Origin of the sequence: Pararhizobium sp. IMCC3301 (genome assembly GCF_030758315.1) — a bacterium.
Taxonomy (GTDB): domain Bacteria; phylum Pseudomonadota; class Alphaproteobacteria; order Rhizobiales.
This window is the reverse complement of sequence record NZ_CP132336.1, coordinates 2,075,001-2,092,876: the sequence shown is the minus strand read 5'-3', so window position 1 is coordinate 2,092,876 and position 17,876 is coordinate 2,075,001. Positions and strand designations below refer to the sequence as shown.

The window sequence follows — 17,876 nt, the reverse complement described above, 5'->3', positions numbered from 1 at the left end:
CGATGTCCGGTCTCCTTCTGGTCACAGGCGGCAGTCGCGGCATTGGTGCCGCGGTTGCGGTTGCGGCGGCAAAGGCAGGTTTTGATGTCTGCCTGACTTACCGGGCTGACCACGAAGCGGCAGCCGCTGTTGTCAAAGCAGTTGAGGCTGCGTCACGGCGTGGCTTTGCCATTCAGGCCGATGCCGCGGTCGAAGAGGATACCCTGAAGGTTTTCTCACAGATCGATCAGTCGGGTCTGAGATTGACGGCGCTGATCAACAATGCCGGCATTGTCGATACGGCCTCCCCTCTGGCGGATATGTCGGGCCAGCGGCTGCAGCGGATGATGCAGGTTAATGTCATCGGCCCGATGATCTATGCCAGAGAGGCCGTGCGGCGGATGTCAACCGATGCTGGCGGGGCCGGCGGATGCATCGTCAATCTGTCCTCGCTGGCGGCCAAACTGGGTGGCTCGCATCAATATGTCGATTATGCTGCTTCCAAAGGGGCAATTGATACGCTGACTGTTGGCCTTGCGGTTGAAGTGGCGGCACAAGGTATCCGGGTCAATGCGGTGCGACCGGGGATCATCGATACCGGTATTCATGCCAGCGGCGGCCAGCCGGATCGGGTGGCGCAAATGCGTGGTGCTGTGCCGATGCAGCGCGAGGGAACGGCACAGGAAGTTGCCGCGACGATTTTATTTCTGATTTCGGAACAGGCATCCTATGTGACGGGTGCAATTCTGGATGTGTCTGGTGGGCGCTAGCCCAAACTACAAGGATCAAAACATGGCTGACCAATATGACCTCGTCGTAATCGGAACCGGGCCGGGGGGCTATGTCTGTGCCATCAAGGCGGCTCAACTGGGGCTGAAGACAGCGGTCGTTGAAAAACGCGCTACTTTTGGCGGTACTTGCCTGAACATTGGCTGCATTCCTTCCAAGGCGATGCTCTATGCCTCGGAAGTTCTGGACGATACAGATCACAAGCTGAAAACCCTGGGCATTGACGTCGGCACGGCCAAGCTGAACCTGCCGCAGATGATGGTTCACAAGGATGAGACCGTAAAATCAAATGTCGATGGTGTGGCATTTCTGTTCAAGAAAAACAAAATCGACACCTTTCACGGGGCTGGCCGGATTGCTGCTGCCGGTGAAATTGAAGTGACGGCGGATAACGGCGATGTTCAGACCGTGGCCGCGAAGAATATCGTGATTGCCACAGGGTCCGATGTTGCAGGCATACCCGGCGTCGATATCGAGTTTGATGAAAAAATCATTGTCTCGTCGACCGGTGCGCTGGAACTGGAAAAAGTACCGGAGCATATGGTCGTCGTCGGCGGTGGCGTGATCGGATTGGAACTGGGTTCGGTGTGGAGCCGGCTTGGCGCGAAAGTCACAGTGATTGAATTCATGGACAAAATTCTCGGCGGGATGGACGGCGAGGTTTCAAAACAGTTTCAGCGGATGCTCGGCAAGCAGGGCCTGGAGATAAAGCTTTCCTCGAAAGTCACCGGGGTTGAATCCACCGACACCGGCGCGAAAGTTACCTATGAGCCGGTGGCTGGTGGAAAATCTGTGGCAGTTGATGCGGATGTGGTTCTGGTGGCCACTGGCCGACGCCCCTATACCGACGCGCTTGGGCTGGAAGGCATCGGCGTCAAGCTGGACAAGGCCGGCCGCGTCGAGATCGATGACCATTTCAAGACTAATGTTGATGGCATTTACGCCATTGGCGATGTGGTTGCCGGGCCGATGCTGGCTCACAAGGCGGAAGATGAAGGCATGGCCGTGGCTGAAATTCTGGCCGGTCAGGCTGGCCATGTGAATTACGACGTTATTCCAAGCGTGGTTTACACGGCACCTGAAGTGGCTTCAGTCGGCAAGACTGAAGAGGAACTGAAAGCTGCCGGGATTGACTACAAGGCGGGAAAATTCCCCTTCAGCGCCAATGGCCGTGCCCGCGCGATGCTGGCTACGGACGGATTTGTGAAAATACTGGCGGACAAGACGACCGACCGGGTTCTGGGTGTTCACATTCTCGGCCACAGTGCCGGGGATATGATCCATGAAGCAGCAGTACTGATGGAATTTGGCGGCTCATCTGAAGATCTTGGCCGCATCTGCCATGCGCATCCGACCTTGTCGGAAGCTGTCCGCGAGGCCGCGCTGGCAACCTTTGGCAAGCCGATTCACATGTAATCGGCATTGCTGTCGGCCGACAGGGTGCACTGGAAAGGCTGCGATTTGCCAGTACCTGTGCCTGTGTTATGAGCCGGGGATGGAACATTATCCGATCTCCGGCTCTAACTATATTTCCGAAGCTGATTTTACCGAGCAGTTTGTCCGTTCGTCCGGTCCGGGCGGTCAGAACGTCAATAAAGTTTCGACCGCTGTTTTGTTGCGGTTCGATCTGACACACTGCGAAACGCTGTCCCCCTATATCAAATCCCGTGCAGCGCAGCTTGCCGGCAGCCGCCTTACCAAGAGCGGCGAAATTCTGATTCAGGCGGAGCGCTTCCGCACCCAGGAGCAGAATCGAGAGGATGCGCGGGCGCGACTTCTGGAGTTGCTGAAACAAGCCAGTCAGCGGCCCAAATTTCGCAAACCGACGCGTCCGACGCTGGCATCGAAGAAACGTCGGCTGGAACACAAAGCCAGACGCGGATCGGTCAAACAGGCGCGGAAAAAGCCGAATTTCGATTGAGGGCTTGTCTTCCCCTACCGAATCCGGCCATCTGATCCCAAATTACCTGCAGGATTGTTATTATGGCCTTTTCTATCGTCACCTGGAATATCAATTCGGTGCGGCTGCGCATGCCCATTGTGCAGCAATTGCTGCAGCTCTGGCAGCCCGACATTCTCTGCCTTCAGGAAACCAAATGCCCGAATGATCAGTTCCCCAGCGCGGCTTTCAAAAAGCTGGGTTATGACCACATCGCGGCGCATGGGCAAAAGGGTTACCATGGCGTGGCAACGATTTCCCGGTATCCGTTTGAGGCAGACGCGGACTGGCTGGAATTCTGCGAAATGGGCGATACGCGCCACATGTCGACGCGCCATGCTATTCCGGGCATCGCCGACCCGGTGCTGCTGCATAATTTCTATGTTCCGGCAGGCGGTGATGAACCGGACATCGTCAAAAATCCGAAATTTGATCACAAGCTGAAATTTCTCGATGAAATGACCGGTCATTTCGGCGAGCGATTCAAAGACGAATTGAACATTGTGGTGGGGGATCTGAATATTGCGCCCAGCGAGCATGATGTCTGGTCGCACAAGCAGCTTTTGAAGGTTGTCAGTCATACGCCGGTTGAAGTGGAACGGCTTGCAGACGTGTTCAATTCGGGCGGCTTTGTTGATCTGGTGCGCCAGCACTTTCCCGAACCGGAGCGGCTTTATTCATGGTGGAGCTATCGCTCCAAAGACTGGGAAACCTCCAACAGGGGCCGCCGGCTGGATCACATCTGGTCTCATCCCGAAGTGGCAAAACATCTGTCTTCGATCGATATTCTGAGCGAGGCACGGGGCTGGCGGAAGCCGTCGGATCATGTGCCCATCAGGGCGGTATTCGGGTAGGTAAGAACCGATCCAGGCAGGCGGCTTATTTTGCCACGGGTTTTGGCCGCTCGCCGAGCAGGTATCTTGGGCCGACACCATTGGCACCCGCCTGATCGTCGGGATTGTACAGGGCGCATTTGCGCAGCGACAGGCAGCCGCAGCCGATACAGCCATCCAGATTGTCGCGCAGCCGTTCCAGAGTTTCGATCCGGCTGTCGAGATGCATGCGGATGCTGCGGCTGATCCGCCGCCAGTCGGCCTTGTTGGGCGTCCGCCCATGTGGCAGCGTGTCCAGAAGCGTTCTGATCTGCTCGATGGAAAACCCGAATTGCTGAGTGATCTGGACAAAGGACAGACGCCTGATATCGGAACGCAGAAAGCGCCTTTGCCCGCCTGAATTGCGCTCTGATTCGATCAGATTCTGCGTTTCGTAATAACGGATTGCCGACACGGACAGCCCTGTGCGATCTGCCAGTTGGCCAATTGAAAGCCGATCAGTGGGTTTCATGATATGAAAATTCCCCTATAAATCAACAAGGTTGCAGACCTATAGGGTAAAACATAAAAAGCTTGACCTCAAGTGAACTTGAGGAATTAGAGTGCTTCAGATGATATTTACCTGGAGAGATTGATGAATATGAATGCCCCTGAAATCGCAACGCTGGAACATGTCAATGTTACTGTCAGTGACCCTTTTAAAACCGCACAGATGCTGTGCGATCTGTTCGACTGGACAATCCGCTGGCATGGCGAGGCGATCCATGGCGGAACAACCGTACATGTTGGCTCCGAGGATACCTATCTTGCGGTCTATTCGCTGGGTGAAATGAAACAGGGCAGGGATGACAGTTATTCAACACGCGGCGGACTGAATCATATCGGCATTGTGGTAGCCGATCTGGGTGCGGTGGAGGAAAAGGTTCTGGCAATGGGCTTCAAGACCCATTCCCATGCTGATTATGAGCCCGGCCGGCGGTTTTACTTTCGCGATGCCGACCTGATCGAATTTGAAGTGGTAAGCTATGTTGCATGAGTTGCGGCAGGACCTTGGCAAAAGCGCTTTTCAAACCAAAGCGGTGTCATCCGACATGGCTGGCTGTTACACTGACCGTCCAACCGGATAAATTCGCAGGTCGGGACGATTTCGCTTTTTACGGCCGTCGCATCACAGTTCGCCACACCGCAACACGCATTGATTGAGGATCACAGACAGATGGGTCATTTTACTGGCAAGACTGCACTGATTACCGGCGCCTCGGGCAATCTTGGCGAGGAAACCGCCCGGCGCATGGCCGCAGACGGTGCCTCTCTGGTGTTGCTGGGCAGAAACAGCGCGGCGCTTGAGGCATTGAGTGAAATGCTGCCCGGCTCGCATATGGTGGCGGCACTGGATCTGCTGGACCGGGACGCCGTTGCCGCTGCGGTCGCGCAGGCGGAAAGCCGGTTTGCAGCTGTCGATTGTCTGATTGCACTTGCCGGCGGATTTGATATGGGCAAGCGGGTGGATGAAGCGCCGCTGCAGGCCTGGCAAAGGATGCAGGAGCTTAATCTGGGGACATTCCTATCCGCGTTGGCTGCGGTGACGCCGGGCATGAAACAGCGCGGCACCGGAAAAATTATTGCCGTTGGCGCCTCCGCCGCGCTGAAAGGCGGGGCTGGCATGGGGCCTTATGTGGCAGCCAAGTCCGCCGTCATGCGCGCCACCGAAAGCGCCTCTGCGGAATTGAAGCAAAACAATATCAATGTGAATGCCGTTCTGCCCAGTGTTCTGGACACGCCGGAAAACCGGAAAGCGATGCCGAAGGCAGATCCGGAGAAATGGGTCAGGCTTGACAAGCTGGCAGCGGTCATAGTGTTTTTGGCGTCACCGGACAGTGATGCCATTCATGGCGCTCTGATCCCGGTGACCGGAAAGTCATGAAAAGCTCTATGCGCTCGGCCGTTCCGCCAGCATCATGTAATTGACATCGGTATCGCCAGACAATTGCCATTGATCGTGCAGCAGATTGTAGAACACGCCCTGTGTTTCCAGAATGGTCAGGCCCTGGCTGCTCAAAGGCGCTTTGATTTCTTCCGGCCGCACCAGTTTTTCGTATTGATGCGTGCCCTTTGGCAGCCATCTGAGAACATGTTCTGCACCGATGATGGCCAGGCCCCAGGCTTTCAGGGTGCGGTTGATGGTGGCGACAAACATCAAACCGCCAGGGCGCAGCATTTTAGCGCATTGGGACAGAAACAGCGGTACGTCGGCGACGTGCTCCACCACTTCCATGTTGAGAATCACATCAAAAGTCTCGCCTTGCGCCGCCAACGCTTCGGCGCTGGATGCGCGATAATCGATGGCAAGACCGCTTTGACCGGCATGCAGCGTGGCGACATTGATATTGGTGGCCGAGGGGTCGACACCAACCACATCCGCGCCCAGACGCGCCATCGGCTCGCATAATAATCCGCCGCCACAGCCGATATCGAGAACGCGCAAATTGTTGAAGGTATCGATTGCGCTGATATCGCGGCCAAAATGGCTTGATACCTTATCCTTGATATAGGCAAGGCGGACCGGATTGAATTTATGCAGCGGCTTGAATTTTCCACTGGGGTCCCACCATTCCGTGGCCATTTTCGAAAACCGCTCCACTTCTGCAGCGTCGATGGTGGTTTTGCCGGTGTCAGTCTTGTCAACCATGTGCAACTTCATCTCATCAGCAATTTCTGTCTGTCACTGACAAACGTGGTCGGCGGGGCGCGCATGTCAAGCAAAACTGCCACGATAAGCGGTCAAATGCTGTTACTGTGTGGTTGCGTCCTGTTCACCCAGCGTTTATGAAGGCCGCGCCCAAAGACCGAAAGAAGACTGGTCTGCCGCCCGGCAACAACTGCATCAAAGAGTTCTGAAATAATGGCCCGACTTGTGATGAAATTCGGCGGTACCTCAGTTGCCGATCTCGACCGTATCAGGAATGTGGCGCGCCATGTTCAGCGCGAGATCAATGCGGGCCACCAGGTTGCTGTCGTCGTATCCGCCATGTCCGGCACAACCAATGAACTGGTCGGCTGGTGCCGTGAAGCCAGTGCGTTTCATGATGCGCGTGAATATGATGCGGTCGTGGCGGCCGGGGAACAGGTCACTGCTGGACTGCTGGCGATCATATTGCAGAACCTAGAAATTGATGCACGGTCCTGGCTCGGATGGCAGATCCCGATCCTGACCGATGGCGCCCACGGCGTGGCCCGGATTACCGGTATTGATGGCGCGCGTCTGATCGAACGCCTTGAGATCAACCAGGTGGCGGTGATTGCGGGTTTTCAGGGGATTGGCCCGGACAACCGGATTTCCACACTGGGACGTGGCGGCTCGGATACCAGTGCTGTTGCCATTGCTGCGGCGATCAACGCGGACCGCTGCGATATCTATACCGATGTGGACGGGGTCTACACAACCGATCCGCGCATGGTGCCGGGGGCCAGACGGATGGCGCGGGTTGCCTTTGAGGAAATGCTTGAGATGGCTTCTCTGGGAGCAAAAGTGCTACAGGTGCGTTCGGTGGAACTGGCGATGGTGCATAATGTGCCGATGGTTGTGCGGTCCAGTTTCGATGATCCGGAGGCGATCGATTCCAGTCCCGGCGCAACGCCGCCGGGAACCCTGATTTGTGATGAAGAGGCATTTATGGAACAGCAATTGGTAACCGGCATTGCCTACAGCAAAGATGAGGCGAAAATTACATTGCGACGCGTGGCAGACCGGCCGGGTGTGGCGGCTGCAATTTTTCTTCCGCTGTCGCAAGGCAATGTCAATGTCGACATGATCGTCCAGAATATTTCTGAAGACGGCAAAACCACTGACATCACCTTCACCGTACCGCAGGGCGACTTCGCCCGTGCCCGGAAAGTCATCGATGATCAGCGCGAAAGCGGGGAAATCAGCTGCGAATTGGTGTCCGGCTCTGAGGATGTCGTCAAAGTCTCGGTGATCGGCATCGGCATGCGCTCGCACGCAGGCGTCGCGGCACAGGCGTTCAATGCTCTGGCGGAAAAAGGCATCAATATTCAGCTTATCACCACATCCGAAATCAAGATTTCGATTCTGATCGATGCGGCCTATACTGAACTTGCGGTACGGTCCTTGCATAGTCTTTACGGCCTCGACAAAAAGCAGGACTGATCACAACGGAACCGGTCGGGGCCTGTATGAGTTGTGAGTGAAAAAGGATGACGTGGATGTCCGGAGCAAATGCGGGGCCGCGCTTGTTGCTCCGCAGCCTGCGGGCGACAATGGCGGAACCCATCGGGGCGCAGGAACGGCTCGATAAAGTCGCAAGCCTGATCGCTTCCAATATGGTGGCAGAAGTCTGCTCGATCTATGCATTGCGCGCAGACCGGGCTTTGGAACTGTATGCCACCGAAGGCCTCAACCGGGATGCGGTGCATCAGACGACGCTGCGTATTGGCGAGGGGCTTGTCGGTCTGATCGCCTCCGATGCGCGGCCTCTGAACTTGCCGGAAGCCCGTAATCATCCGCAATTCGCCTACCGGCCCGAAACCGGCGAGGATCTGTACCATTCGTTTCTGGGCGTGCCTATATTACGGGCAGGGCGCCTGGTTGGTGTGCTTGTGGTGCAGAATGCGACACAGCGCAGCTACGCGGAAGATGAGGTGGAAGCGCTGCAGACGACGGCGATGGTCATTGCTGAAGTGCTGGCCTCTGCTGAATTGGGCGGCCTGTCGGGAGCCGGCGGCGATCTTGATATCCGCCAGGCCTGCCATTTTTCCGGTACGAGCCTGTCGGAAGGCATCGGGCTTGGCACGGTTGTGCTGCACGAGCCCCGGGTGATCGTGACAGAACTGATTGCGGAAGATATCGCCACCGAACTGCGGCGGCTTGATGCAGCCATTGCAAGCCTGCGGCTGTCGGTGGATGACATGCTGGCGCGCGGCGACATGGCGGCCGGAGGCGCGCATCGCGAGGTGCTGGAAGCCTATCGGATGTTTGCCAATGATCAGGGCTGGGCCAGGCGAATCAAGGAAGCGGTACAGTCCGGTCTGACTGCGGAAGCGGCTGTTGAGCGTGTCCACAACCAGACACGGGCACGCATGAAGCGGCAGGCCAACGAGCCCTATATGCTCGACCGGCTGCATGATTTTGAGGATCTGGCGAACCGGCTGTTGCGCGTCCTTATGGGCCGACCGCAATCCGACATGTCCGCCGAACTGCCGGAAAATGCCATTCTGATCGCCCGCACCATGGGGGCTGCGGAACTGCTGGATTATAACCGCTCCAACCTGCGTGGCCTGGTGCTGGAGGAAAGCGCGCCGACCAGCCATGTCAGCATTGTTGCCCGCGCTCTGGGACTGCCCAGCGTTGGCCGTGCGATCGATGTGGTGGCACTGGCGGAGGCCGGAGATGACATTATCATCGATGGCGATGCTGGCGAGGTACATCTGCGTCCGACGCCGGAAATCGTGCATTCCTATGGCGAGAAGGTGCGCTTTCGGGCCCGGCGAATGGAGCGGTTTCGGGCAAACCGCAATCTGCCCAGCATCAGCAAGGATGGCGTGCATGTCGACCTGCTGATGAATGCCGGACTGCTGGTCGATATGGACCATCTGGAAGAGGCCGGGGCAGCGGGAATCGGGCTGTTCCGCACCGAGCTGCAATTCATGGTGGCCTCGTCATTTCCAAAAATGGCTGAACAGCAGGCGCTCTATGAGCAGGTGCTCGACCACGCCAAAGGAAAACCAGTCACTTTCCGCTCGATTGATGTGGGCGGCGACAAGGTGCTGCCATATCTGCGCATGGATGTGGAGGAAAATCCGGCAATGGGATGGCGGGCGATTCGGCTGGGGCTTGACCGGCCAGGGCTGATGCGCGCTCAGATCAGGGCCTTGCTGCTGGCTGCCAGAGACAATGAGTTGCGGCTCATGTTTCCGATGATCACCGAAATCTCCGAACTGCGAAAAGCCCGGCTTGCTGTCGAGCGGGAAATCGACCATGTCAGGCGGCATTACGATGTGCCGCCGCCGAAATTGCAACTCGGTGCCATGCTTGAGGTTCCAGCGCTGCTGTATCAGCTTGACGAGCTGTTCGATGTGGCCGATTTTGTGTCGGTCGGGTCGAATGATCTATTGCAATTCATGACGGCCAGTGATCGCGGTAACAGCCGTGTTGCCGAACGGTTTGATTCAATTGGCTGCCCCTATTTCCGGGCGCTGAAACAAGCTTGCGATGCCGCCGGAAGAGCCGGCAAATCGATCTCCCTGTGTGGTGATCTGGCCGGGCGGCCATTGGCGGCAATGGGTCTGATCGGCATTGGTTTCCGGCAGATTTCCATGTCCCCTGCGCAGATCGGCCCGGTCAAGGAAATGCTGCGGGCATTGCCGGTTGAAACGCTGCAACTGAAATTCACGGAATGGCTGACAGACGGGCCGGAAAATCCCGGCCTGCGGGGTTTGCTGGAAGACTTTGCGAAAACCCATCAGGTACCGTATTAGAGCATTCATTGTATCTGTGAAACGATCTGACGGCCGCCCCCGGTTCACCGCCCAAGAATAAGTGATTTCATGTCTGCTGCCACATTGCCTCAGGAAAAGCTCAATGCGCTGGTCAATCGCCTCAGCGTGATTGAAGCCGAAATGGTGCATAATCCTGACCCCGAAAAATATGTCGCCCTGTCGCAGGAATATGCCGAACTTGATCCGGTTGTGGCCCAGATCCGGGCGCTGAAAGCGGCAGAAGCCGAACATGCCGATCTGGAGGAAATGCTGGGTGATCCTGAGATGGACGCGGATATGCGCGCCATGGCCCAGGAGGAAGAGCGCTCGCTTGGCGAATTGCTCGAGGCCCTCAGCCATCAGGTGCGCCTGCTGCTGCTGCCCAAGGATGCGGCGGACCAAAAAAATGCCATGCTGGAAATACGCGCCGGCACCGGCGGCGATGAAGCGGCACTGTTTGCCGGAACCCTTTATCGCATGTATGAGCGCTATGCAGCCAACCATGGCTGGGCGGTGGAGTTGATTTCAGCCAGTGAAGGCGATGTCGGCGGATTCAAAGAAATCATCGCCAAGATTTCCGGCAAGGGCGTGTTTGCCAGACTGAAGTTTGAATCCGGGGTTCACCGGGTCCAGCGCGTGCCGGAAACAGAATCCGGAGGCCGCATTCATACATCCGCTGCCACCGTTGCCGTGCTGCCCGAGGCTCAGGAAGTTGACATTGAAATCCGCAGTGAGGATTTGCGCATTGATACGATGCGGGCTTCAGGTGCCGGTGGTCAGCACGTCAATACAACCGATTCGGCGGTGCGCATAACCCACATCCCAAGTGGTGTGGTGGTGGTTCAGGCGGAAAAATCGCAACACCAGAACCGGGCCAGAGGGATGGAAGTGCTGCGGGCGCGACTGTATGACATGGAGCGCCAGAAACTGGCAGAGGAACGCGCTGAAAACCGCAAGGGCCAAGTTGGCTCCGGTGACCGGTCGGAGCGTATCCGCACCTATAATTTCCCTCAGGGAAGGGTGACTGATCACAGGATCAATCTGACGCTTTACAAGCTCGATAAGGTGATTGAGGGTGAATCGCTCGATGATATTATCGATGCTCTGATTACAGAAGATCAGGCTGAGCTTCTGGCCAGTCTTGGTAACGAGAGCTGATGCCAACACCGGACCGGCCTGGTGCCGTCCTGCACGGCGACACGATTGCCGTTGCAAGACAGAAAATGCGGCGGCTGATAGAGCATGGCTTCAAAGCCAGACAGCGGCACGAAGATGGCGGGCTTGATGCGCGCCTGCTGCTGGCGCATCACTTGCAACTGTCCCGATCCGAGCTGATCGCCGCAGCCGACCGCCCTGTCACAGCAGTCCAGGCAACGGCGCTGATGGCTCTGGCGGTCGAGCGGGGAACAGGGGTTCCAGTAGCGCGGCTGGTCGGTGAGACGGAATTCTGGAGCCTGCCGTTTTATCTGTCGGCGGAGACGCTGGTGCCGCGCCAGGACAGTGAATTGCTGGTGGAAGCCGCGCTTTCGCGGATCGGTGATCAGGTGAGCCATATACTTGATATTGGAACTGGAAGCGGCTGCCTGGCTCTGGCCATCCTGTCGGAGCGGCCGGCAGCGTCAGCCCTGGGGACTGATATCAGCAGCGACGCGCTGAAAACGGCGCGGCGAAATGCCGACCGATTGCATCTGACGGATCGGTTTTCGACCCGGCTGAGTGATGTTTTCGACGGGCTGCAGGATAGCGATCCATTTGATCTGATCCTCAGCAATCCACCCTATATTGCCAGTGCAGTAATTGACGGTTTGGACAGTGAAGTGCGCGATCATGATCCCAGAGGGGCACTTGATGGCGGCGTTGACGGTCTTGAGTTCTACCGCAGGCTGGCAACGCAATCGGCGGCATTTCTGAGGCCTGAGGGGTATTTGATAGTCGAAATCGGGTTCGATCAGGCTGTGAACGTGGCAGCGTTGTTGCATCAGGCAGGCTACAGGTCAGAGGTATTGAGGGACCTGGCAGGCCATCCGCGTGTCCTGATCGGGCAGAAAATCGTGCGAAAGCACTAAAAAAATCACTTTTGGGATAATTTTTACAGGTTAAGCCTTGAAAAATCCCTGAATCGGTGGCTTAGTCCGGGGTGTTACGAAGCGAACAATGAATGCTCGCTTTGAATACAATCCAGACGACAGTCTTTGGTTTTTCTATCACCCAATTAATTGGGGCAAAGAAGAATCCGTGCTGATCCCGGTGATTATGGGATTTTCACTCAGGTGGGTTTTGCGAAACAATTTCTCGTTTCTGTTTTTACCATCGCCTTTGTGGCACTCCGGAAACCTGGAAGTCTGACCTGAGGCAGGAACAAAGCCTATTTGAACCTCACTGACCGGCTGCTGACGGAATCATGCATCTTGCTGATTCTTTGCCCTTTCAGGGCATCGGCCACAGGAAATCGGTCTGATGAATTTTGGCTCTCGATATCGCACCGCCTGAAGCGCTGCGGGTGAATTATTAACTTGGAGGATAGCTCTGGTATGAACCGGGTTTCTAACAGAGACGCGTCTTCGCGGAACAATCAGAACCGTCAGCGCAATCGCGGGCGGAACAACAATAACAGCAGCAGCAGCAGCAACAATAATAACCGGCGTGGTCCCAACCCGCTGCAGCGCAGCTATGAAAGCAATGGTCCGGATGTAAAAATCCGCGGCAATGCCATGCAGGTTGCTGAGAAATATCTCACCCTGGCACGCGATGCCCAAGTGGCGGGGGACCGGATTCTGGCTGAAAACTATATGCAGCATGCAGAGCATTATTCCAGAATCATCGCTGCGGCACAGGCAGCCAGTCAGCAGAATCAGCAACAGGCAGCGCAGCAGGCCCAGGACAACCAGTCGGAAGCTTCAGACACTGACCAGACCAATGATTCAGGATCTCAGCCCGGTCAGAATAGTTCTGAAGAGAATTCGTCGAAGGCAAGACCGGACCCGGAGAAAGCAGCTTCTTCCGGACAAGAGAGCAGCAGCGGCGCTTCGGAACAGGCAGCGCTTGACCCGGCAGAAGAAAAGCCTTCCGCGCCACGCCGTGGCCGTCGTCCGAAGGTTGTCAGTGGCGAAAAGAGCGACGAAGATGTGGCTGAAAAGCCTGTCCGCAAACCGCGCGCCCGCCGCCCCAAGGCAAATGACGAACTGGAACTGGTGCCACAGCCTGACGCTGTCGAATAGGCCTGATCGCCACTGTCTTTCTCTGAATTAATGATGAAACGCGTCCCGGAAGTCCGGGGCGCGTTTTTGTTTGAAAGAATGGTTGCTGCCTCTTTTGTGGCGAAATGGCAACACTATATATGAACTGCACCTGGCCAAATCCGGTGCACGGGCGCTGCTCTGGCGGGCTCGTCTCTTTTGAATCTGCATCATATGCCTGCGGGTGTGATGTGTTCCTGGAGTGTCAGTATGAATATCGATTCCTATTCCGATCGACTGCGCGGTTTTGTGCAATCTGCACAGGGCAATGCCTTGGCGGCTGATCATCAGCAATTCGCGCCCGAGCACCTTCTGAAAGTCCTGCTTGATGACACTGAAGGCCTTGCGGCCAGTCTGATCAAGTCTTCCGAAGGTGATGTCGCCCGGGTGAAAATGGCCAATGATGCGGCTCTGGCAGCTTTGCCGAAAGTGACCGGCGGCTCCGGACAGCTCTACATTGCACCGGCGCTTGCCAAGGTTTTCAAGCAGGCTGAAGACAATGCCAGCAAGGCCAGCGATTCCTTCGTGACCGTCGAGCGCGTGCTTCAGGCACTGGCGATGGTCAAGGCTGCAACAACGTCAAAGAGCTTGTCTGAGGGAGCTGTTTCCGCGCAGGCCCTGGGCCAGGCGATTGACGCATTGCGGCAGGGCCGCACGGCGGATTCGGCGAATTCGGAAGGCAATTTTGACGCACTCAAGAAATACTCCCGCGATCTGACCGCAGACGCTCGTGAAGGCCGTCTCGATCCGGTGATCGGCCGCGATGACGAGATCCGCAGGGCAATTCAGGTGCTGTCGCGGCGCACCAAGAACAATCCGGTTCTGATCGGTGAGCCCGGCGTCGGCAAGACCGCGATTGCGGAAGGTCTGGCGTTGCGCATTGTCAATGGCGATGTGCCGGAATCACTGAAGGACAAATCCCTTCTGGCGCTGGATATGGGGTCGCTGATCGCAGGTGCGAAATACCGCGGCGAATTCGAGGAGCGCCTCAAATCGGTGCTCAATGAAGTCGAGCATGCAGCGGGTAAAATCATTCTCTTTATTGATGAGATGCACACGCTGGTCGGGGCCGGAAAGGCCGATGGCGCAATGGATGCATCAAACCTGCTGAAGCCGGCCCTGGCGCGTGGTGAACTGCATTGTGTGGGCGCAACAACGCTCGATGAATACCGCAAGCATGTGGAAAAAGACGCAGCTCTTGCGCGCCGCTTCCAGCCCGTCATGGTGGGTGAGCCAACGGTTGCCGATACAATCTCGATCCTGCGCGGCATCAAGGAAAAATACGAATTGCACCACGGTGTGCGAATCTCGGATGCGGCCCTGGTGTCTGCTGCCAATCTGTCGAACCGCTATATCTCGGACCGGTTCCTGCCCGACAAGGCGATTGATCTGATGGACGAAGCCTCGGCACGTCTACGCATGCAGATCGACAGCAAGCCCGAGGCGCTTGACGAGTTGGACCGCAAGATCATCCAGCTGAAGATCGAACGCGAGGCGCTGCTGAAGGAGACGGATCAGGCGTCAAAGGACCGGCTTGAAAAGCTGCAGAAGGATCTGGCCAATCTGGAGGAGGACTCCGCCACCCTGTCGAGCAAGTGGAATGCGGAAAAAGACAAGCTGTCATCCGCGCAAAAGCTGAAGGAGGAACTGGACGAAGCTCGTTCTGCCCTTGAAAAAGCTCAGCGGGAAGGCAATCTGGCCCGGGCCGGAGAGCTCGCCTATGGTGTTATTCCCAATCTGGAAAGCACCCTGCGCGATCAGGAAGACAACAATGATTCGGTTCAGGAAGGCTTCCTTGAAGAAGCCGTCATGCCAAATCATATCGCGCATATCGTGTCGCGCTGGACCGGTATACCGCTGGAAAAAATGCTCGGCAGCGAACGTGAAAAATTACTGTCGATGGAAGATGATCTTGCGGCCCGAGTGGTGGGCCAGGGCAGAGCCGTAAAGGCAGTGTCAACGGCCGTACGGCGCGCGCGTGCCGGTTTGCAGGATCCAAACCGGCCAACGGGGTCGTTCATGTTCCTTGGGCCAACCGGTGTCGGCAAGACGGAACTGACCAAGGCACTGGCGGAATTTCTGTTTGACGATGAAACCGCGATGACGCGTCTCGACATGTCGGAATATATGGAGAAGCACTCCGTTGCCCGGCTGATCGGCGCACCACCTGGTTATGTCGGCTATGATGAAGGCGGGGCTTTGACCGAAAGCCTGCGGCGACGACCCTATCAGGTAGTGTTGTTCGATGAGATCGAAAAAGCCCATCCGGACGTCTTCAATGTGCTGTTGCAGGTGCTTGATGATGGCCGGCTGACTGACAGTCAGGGCCGCACGGTTGATTTTCGCAACGCCATTATCATCATGACATCCAATCTGGGGTCAGAGTTCCTGCTGGCTGATCTGGGCAAAACGATTTCGAAAGAAACGGAAGCCCAGGTGATGACAGCCGTGCGTGGTCATTTCCGGCCGGAATTTCTCAACAGGATCGATGACATCGTGCTGTTTGACCGTCTGCGCCAGGAAGATATGGGTGCCATTGTCGAGATTCAAATCCGCCGGCTTGACGCACTGCTGGAAGATCGCAAGATCGAACTGGTGCTGGATGACGGGGCAAAGCAATGGCTGGCGGACAAAGGATTTGAGCCGGCCTATGGTGCCCGGCCGCTGAAGCGGGTGATCCAGAAATATCTTCAGGATCCGCTGTCAGAGAAAATCCTGGGGGGTGAGGTCGTTGATGGATCCCGCGTCAAAGTCCAGGATGGCACCGACCGGTTGTTGCTCACAGTGCAATAAGCAGACATGCGAAACCCCGCCGGAAGGCGGGGTTTTTGCTGCCACGGCAACCTGTACAGAAGGCGTTCTAATTTACTGCTGCTGCGACGATTGCTTCTTCGTCCAGTGCGATCAGGGAGGCGATGCGCTGACGTTCTTCATCGAATTTTGTCAGCATTTCACCCGTCAGCACGCGGCCTCTGGGCAATTTGATCTTCATCGGATTGACCGGGCGCTTGTTGACCAGCACTTCATAATGAAGGTGGGGCCCGGTGGACAGACCGGTGGAGCCGACATAGCCAATCAACTGTCCCTGCCGGACCCGCGTTCCCGGCTTGATGCCGGCGGCAATCTTGTTCATATGCGAATAGCTGGTTTCGTAACGGTTGGCGTGCTGGATGCGGACATGCCGGCCCAGCCCACCCCTCCATTGCGCAATCTTCACTGTGCCATCGCCAGCCGCATAGATCGGAGTGCCGGTGCTGGCCGCCCAATCGACACCGGAATGCATTTTGAAAACCCGGGTAATCGGATGTTTGCGCATTCCGAACGCCGAACGGAAAACCCCTTTGGGCATGGGTTTGCGCATCAGAAATTTTTTGGCGCTGCGTCCCGATTCATCATAATAATCAACATAGCCGTCATCAGGTGTCCGGAACCGGTAGAACTGCTTGGTGTTGCCCGCAATTGTGACCTCTGCAAACAGAACATTACCCGGCTCATCACTGCCGGGCTCCGGGGTGGAATGAAGCACAGCTACGGAATCGCTGGGCGTTATGCGTTTCTGGAAATCCAGATCGTAGCTGAAGATGCGAATCAGATCACCTACAAGTTCGCGCGGCATCTGCAGTGACAGGCCGGTCTGGTAAAGACTGTCATAAAGCGTCGGTAGATTGCTCGGGACCGGAGTTGCATCAGCGATTTCACCCAGATCGGCTTCCAGATAGGGTTCCGCTGCTTTAACAAACTGCCCCTGGTCATTAAGTGCAACGCTGCCAAGATGCTCGTTGTTCTCATAGATCGATACCCGCACCGGTCGCAGTCTGTTGCTGCCATCCTCTGCGGTTGTCATGGCGATGCGGATTTTCTGACCGTGTTTTACCTGGGCAATGCCATGGGCCGAGATCAGCGCCTCTACCGCACTGTTGATTTCAGGTTCATTGGCGTTCTGTTTAGCAAGGATTGCAGAAAGCGAGTCGCCCTCAACAACATCAATGATGTGCTCTTCGTAAGAAAAATTGTCGCCGGTATCTTCATACTTCTCGATGAAGGAGACATTTTCCGGGACGATCGTGATGCTGAACGGATTGGCTGCTTCTGCGGCCGTGAGATCGTCAGACATAGAATCGACATCCGGCAGGCCAATGCCATCGGAGTTGGCAGCCACATTCATGACAGTGGCATCCTGGCCATTGAGGAACCGGCCCACTTCATTAATATCGGACATTGTTTCGGCGTCAGTCATCTGCACCGACATGTCGACCGCGCCCATGGCCAGCGGAAACGTGCGAACCTGAATAGAAATCTCACCATCAACCTGCGCGGTTGTAATGGTTGGCAATGCGCCCTGGCGGGCGTCTGGCTGGTCGTCAGTGTAAACCGCCAGAGGATTGAAGTTCGGTACATCACTGATCAGATCCGTTGTCTCCAGGGCAAGAGGCGCCTTGATGCGGACAAATGGCTTGACGCGAATAAAGTCGCGGTTGCCTTCCCGGTTGACGGTCGAAACCTGAATAACGCGGCGTGCGGGCTTTTCCTTGACCTCCGGGCGAAAACGGTTGCCCTTGCCATTTGGTCCCAGAATTGAGGCAGATTGCGGGATTGCGCCACCAC

General features: G+C 56.4%; 15 protein-coding genes (1 of these 15 only partly in view). 12 read left to right on the top strand and 3 right to left on the bottom strand.

Annotated features, from left to right (window positions below; all coding sequences use genetic code 11):
• Positions 1-2 precede the first annotated feature (2 nt).
• From RAL88_RS10125 to RAL88_RS10110, 4 genes are all read left to right on the top strand, one after another.
• Complete coding sequence (locus RAL88_RS10125) at positions 3-749, top strand: SDR family oxidoreductase (RefSeq protein WP_306269248.1); 747 nt, start codon at positions 3-5, stop codon at positions 747-749.
• A gap of 22 nt (positions 750-771) precedes the next feature.
• Positions 772-2,184: a dihydrolipoyl dehydrogenase gene (gene lpdA / locus RAL88_RS10120; protein ID WP_306269246.1), complete on the top strand. Its 1,413-nt coding sequence runs from the start codon at positions 772-774 to the stop codon at positions 2,182-2,184.
• Positions 2,185-2,263: 79 nt separating this feature from the next.
• Positions 2,264-2,689, top strand: a complete 426-nt coding sequence (gene arfB, locus RAL88_RS10115) for an alternative ribosome rescue aminoacyl-tRNA hydrolase ArfB (protein ID WP_306269245.1) — start codon at positions 2,264-2,266, stop codon at positions 2,687-2,689.
• 62 nt (positions 2,690-2,751) lie between these two features.
• Entirely contained in the window at positions 2,752-3,561 is an 810-nt protein-coding gene (locus RAL88_RS10110) for an exodeoxyribonuclease III (RefSeq protein WP_306269244.1), read from the top strand.
• A gap of 25 nt (positions 3,562-3,586) precedes the next feature.
• Here the strand turns inward: RAL88_RS10110 and soxR are convergent, their stop codons facing one another.
• Positions 3,587-4,051 (bottom strand): redox-sensitive transcriptional activator SoxR, encoded by a 465-nt coding sequence (soxR, locus tag RAL88_RS10105; protein WP_306269241.1) that lies wholly within the window; start codon positions 4,049-4,051, stop codon positions 3,587-3,589.
• Positions 4,052-4,174: 123 nt separating this feature from the next.
• Here soxR and RAL88_RS10100 point away from each other — a divergent pair, with 123 nt between their 5' ends.
• Together RAL88_RS10100 and RAL88_RS10095 are read left to right on the top strand one after the other, a co-directional pair.
• A complete protein-coding gene (locus RAL88_RS10100; protein ID WP_306269240.1) occupies positions 4,175-4,576 on the top strand; it encodes a VOC family protein in 402 nt (133 codons plus the stop codon).
• A gap of 180 nt (positions 4,577-4,756) precedes the next feature.
• Positions 4,757-5,464, top strand: coding sequence for an SDR family NAD(P)-dependent oxidoreductase (locus tag RAL88_RS10095; protein WP_306269237.1), 708 nt, complete (start codon positions 4,757-4,759; stop codon positions 5,462-5,464).
• Between the two features lie 6 nt (positions 5,465-5,470).
• Here the strand turns inward: RAL88_RS10095 and ubiG are convergent, their stop codons facing one another.
• Positions 5,471-6,229, bottom strand: a complete 759-nt coding sequence (gene ubiG / locus RAL88_RS10090; RefSeq protein ID WP_306269235.1) for a bifunctional 2-polyprenyl-6-hydroxyphenol methylase/3-demethylubiquinol 3-O-methyltransferase UbiG — start codon at positions 6,227-6,229, stop codon at positions 5,471-5,473.
• 213 nt (positions 6,230-6,442) lie between these two features.
• Between ubiG and RAL88_RS10085 the strand changes: the two genes are divergently transcribed.
• From RAL88_RS10085 to clpB, 6 genes are all read left to right on the top strand, one after another.
• Positions 6,443-7,708, top strand: a complete 1,266-nt coding sequence (locus RAL88_RS10085; protein ID WP_306269234.1) for an aspartate kinase — start codon at positions 6,443-6,445, stop codon at positions 7,706-7,708.
• Positions 7,709-7,764: 56 nt separating this feature from the next.
• The gene (gene ptsP / locus RAL88_RS10080; protein ID WP_306269232.1) at positions 7,765-10,035 is read left to right on the top strand and encodes a phosphoenolpyruvate--protein phosphotransferase; all 2,271 of its coding nucleotides are present in this window, start codon (positions 7,765-7,767) and stop codon (positions 10,033-10,035) included.
• A gap of 69 nt (positions 10,036-10,104) precedes the next feature.
• The gene (gene prfA / locus RAL88_RS10075; RefSeq protein WP_306269230.1) at positions 10,105-11,193 is read left to right on the top strand and encodes a peptide chain release factor 1; all 1,089 of its coding nucleotides are present in this window, start codon (positions 10,105-10,107) and stop codon (positions 11,191-11,193) included.
• Positions 11,193-12,101, top strand: coding sequence for a peptide chain release factor N(5)-glutamine methyltransferase (gene prmC / locus RAL88_RS10070; protein ID WP_306269228.1), 909 nt, complete (start codon positions 11,193-11,195; stop codon positions 12,099-12,101). Before prfA ends, prmC begins: the two co-directional genes overlap by 1 nt.
• Before the next feature lie 465 nt (positions 12,102-12,566).
• Positions 12,567-13,253, top strand: a complete 687-nt coding sequence (locus tag RAL88_RS10065) for a DUF4167 domain-containing protein (RefSeq protein WP_306269226.1) — start codon at positions 12,567-12,569, stop codon at positions 13,251-13,253.
• A gap of 228 nt (positions 13,254-13,481) precedes the next feature.
• Positions 13,482-16,064, top strand: coding sequence for an ATP-dependent chaperone ClpB (gene clpB, locus RAL88_RS10060; RefSeq protein ID WP_306269224.1), 2,583 nt, complete (start codon positions 13,482-13,484; stop codon positions 16,062-16,064).
• Positions 16,065-16,131: 67 nt separating this feature from the next.
• Here the strand turns inward: clpB and RAL88_RS10055 are convergent, their stop codons facing one another.
• Positions 16,132-17,876 carry the 3' portion of a M23 family metallopeptidase gene (locus RAL88_RS10055; protein ID WP_306269222.1) on the bottom strand. The gene runs 184 nt beyond the window's last position, so 1,745 of the gene's 1,929 nt are visible here — the last part of the coding sequence; its start codon lies off the right edge, out of view; the stop codon is at positions 16,132-16,134.

What these genes read in the sequence shown, in the direction of transcription:
- RAL88_RS10125 (WP_306269248.1), top strand. Translation starts at nt 3, where the DNA reads ATGTCCGGTCTCCTTCTGGTCACAGGCGGCAGTCGCGGCATTGGTGCC.
- lpdA (WP_306269246.1), top strand. Translation starts at nt 772, where the DNA reads ATGGCTGACCAATATGACCTCGTCGTAATCGGAACCGGGCCGGGGGGC.
- arfB (WP_306269245.1), top strand. Translation starts at nt 2,264, where the DNA reads ATGGAACATTATCCGATCTCCGGCTCTAACTATATTTCCGAAGCTGAT.
- RAL88_RS10110 (WP_306269244.1), top strand. Translation starts at nt 2,752, where the DNA reads ATGGCCTTTTCTATCGTCACCTGGAATATCAATTCGGTGCGGCTGCGC.
- soxR (WP_306269241.1), bottom strand. Translation starts at nt 4,051, where the DNA reads ATGAAACCCACTGATCGGCTTTCAATTGGCCAACTGGCAGATCGCACA.
- RAL88_RS10100 (WP_306269240.1), top strand. Translation starts at nt 4,175, where the DNA reads ATGAATATGAATGCCCCTGAAATCGCAACGCTGGAACATGTCAATGTT.
- RAL88_RS10095 (WP_306269237.1), top strand. Translation starts at nt 4,757, where the DNA reads ATGGGTCATTTTACTGGCAAGACTGCACTGATTACCGGCGCCTCGGGC.
- ubiG (WP_306269235.1), bottom strand. Translation starts at nt 6,229, where the DNA reads ATGGTTGACAAGACTGACACCGGCAAAACCACCATCGACGCTGCAGAA.
- RAL88_RS10085 (WP_306269234.1), top strand. Translation starts at nt 6,443, where the DNA reads ATGGCCCGACTTGTGATGAAATTCGGCGGTACCTCAGTTGCCGATCTC.
- ptsP (WP_306269232.1), top strand. Translation starts at nt 7,765, where the DNA reads ATGTCCGGAGCAAATGCGGGGCCGCGCTTGTTGCTCCGCAGCCTGCGG.
- prfA (WP_306269230.1), top strand. Translation starts at nt 10,105, where the DNA reads ATGTCTGCTGCCACATTGCCTCAGGAAAAGCTCAATGCGCTGGTCAAT.
- prmC (WP_306269228.1), top strand. Translation starts at nt 11,193, where the DNA reads ATGCCAACACCGGACCGGCCTGGTGCCGTCCTGCACGGCGACACGATT.
- RAL88_RS10065 (WP_306269226.1), top strand. Translation starts at nt 12,567, where the DNA reads ATGAACCGGGTTTCTAACAGAGACGCGTCTTCGCGGAACAATCAGAAC.
- clpB (WP_306269224.1), top strand. Translation starts at nt 13,482, where the DNA reads ATGAATATCGATTCCTATTCCGATCGACTGCGCGGTTTTGTGCAATCT.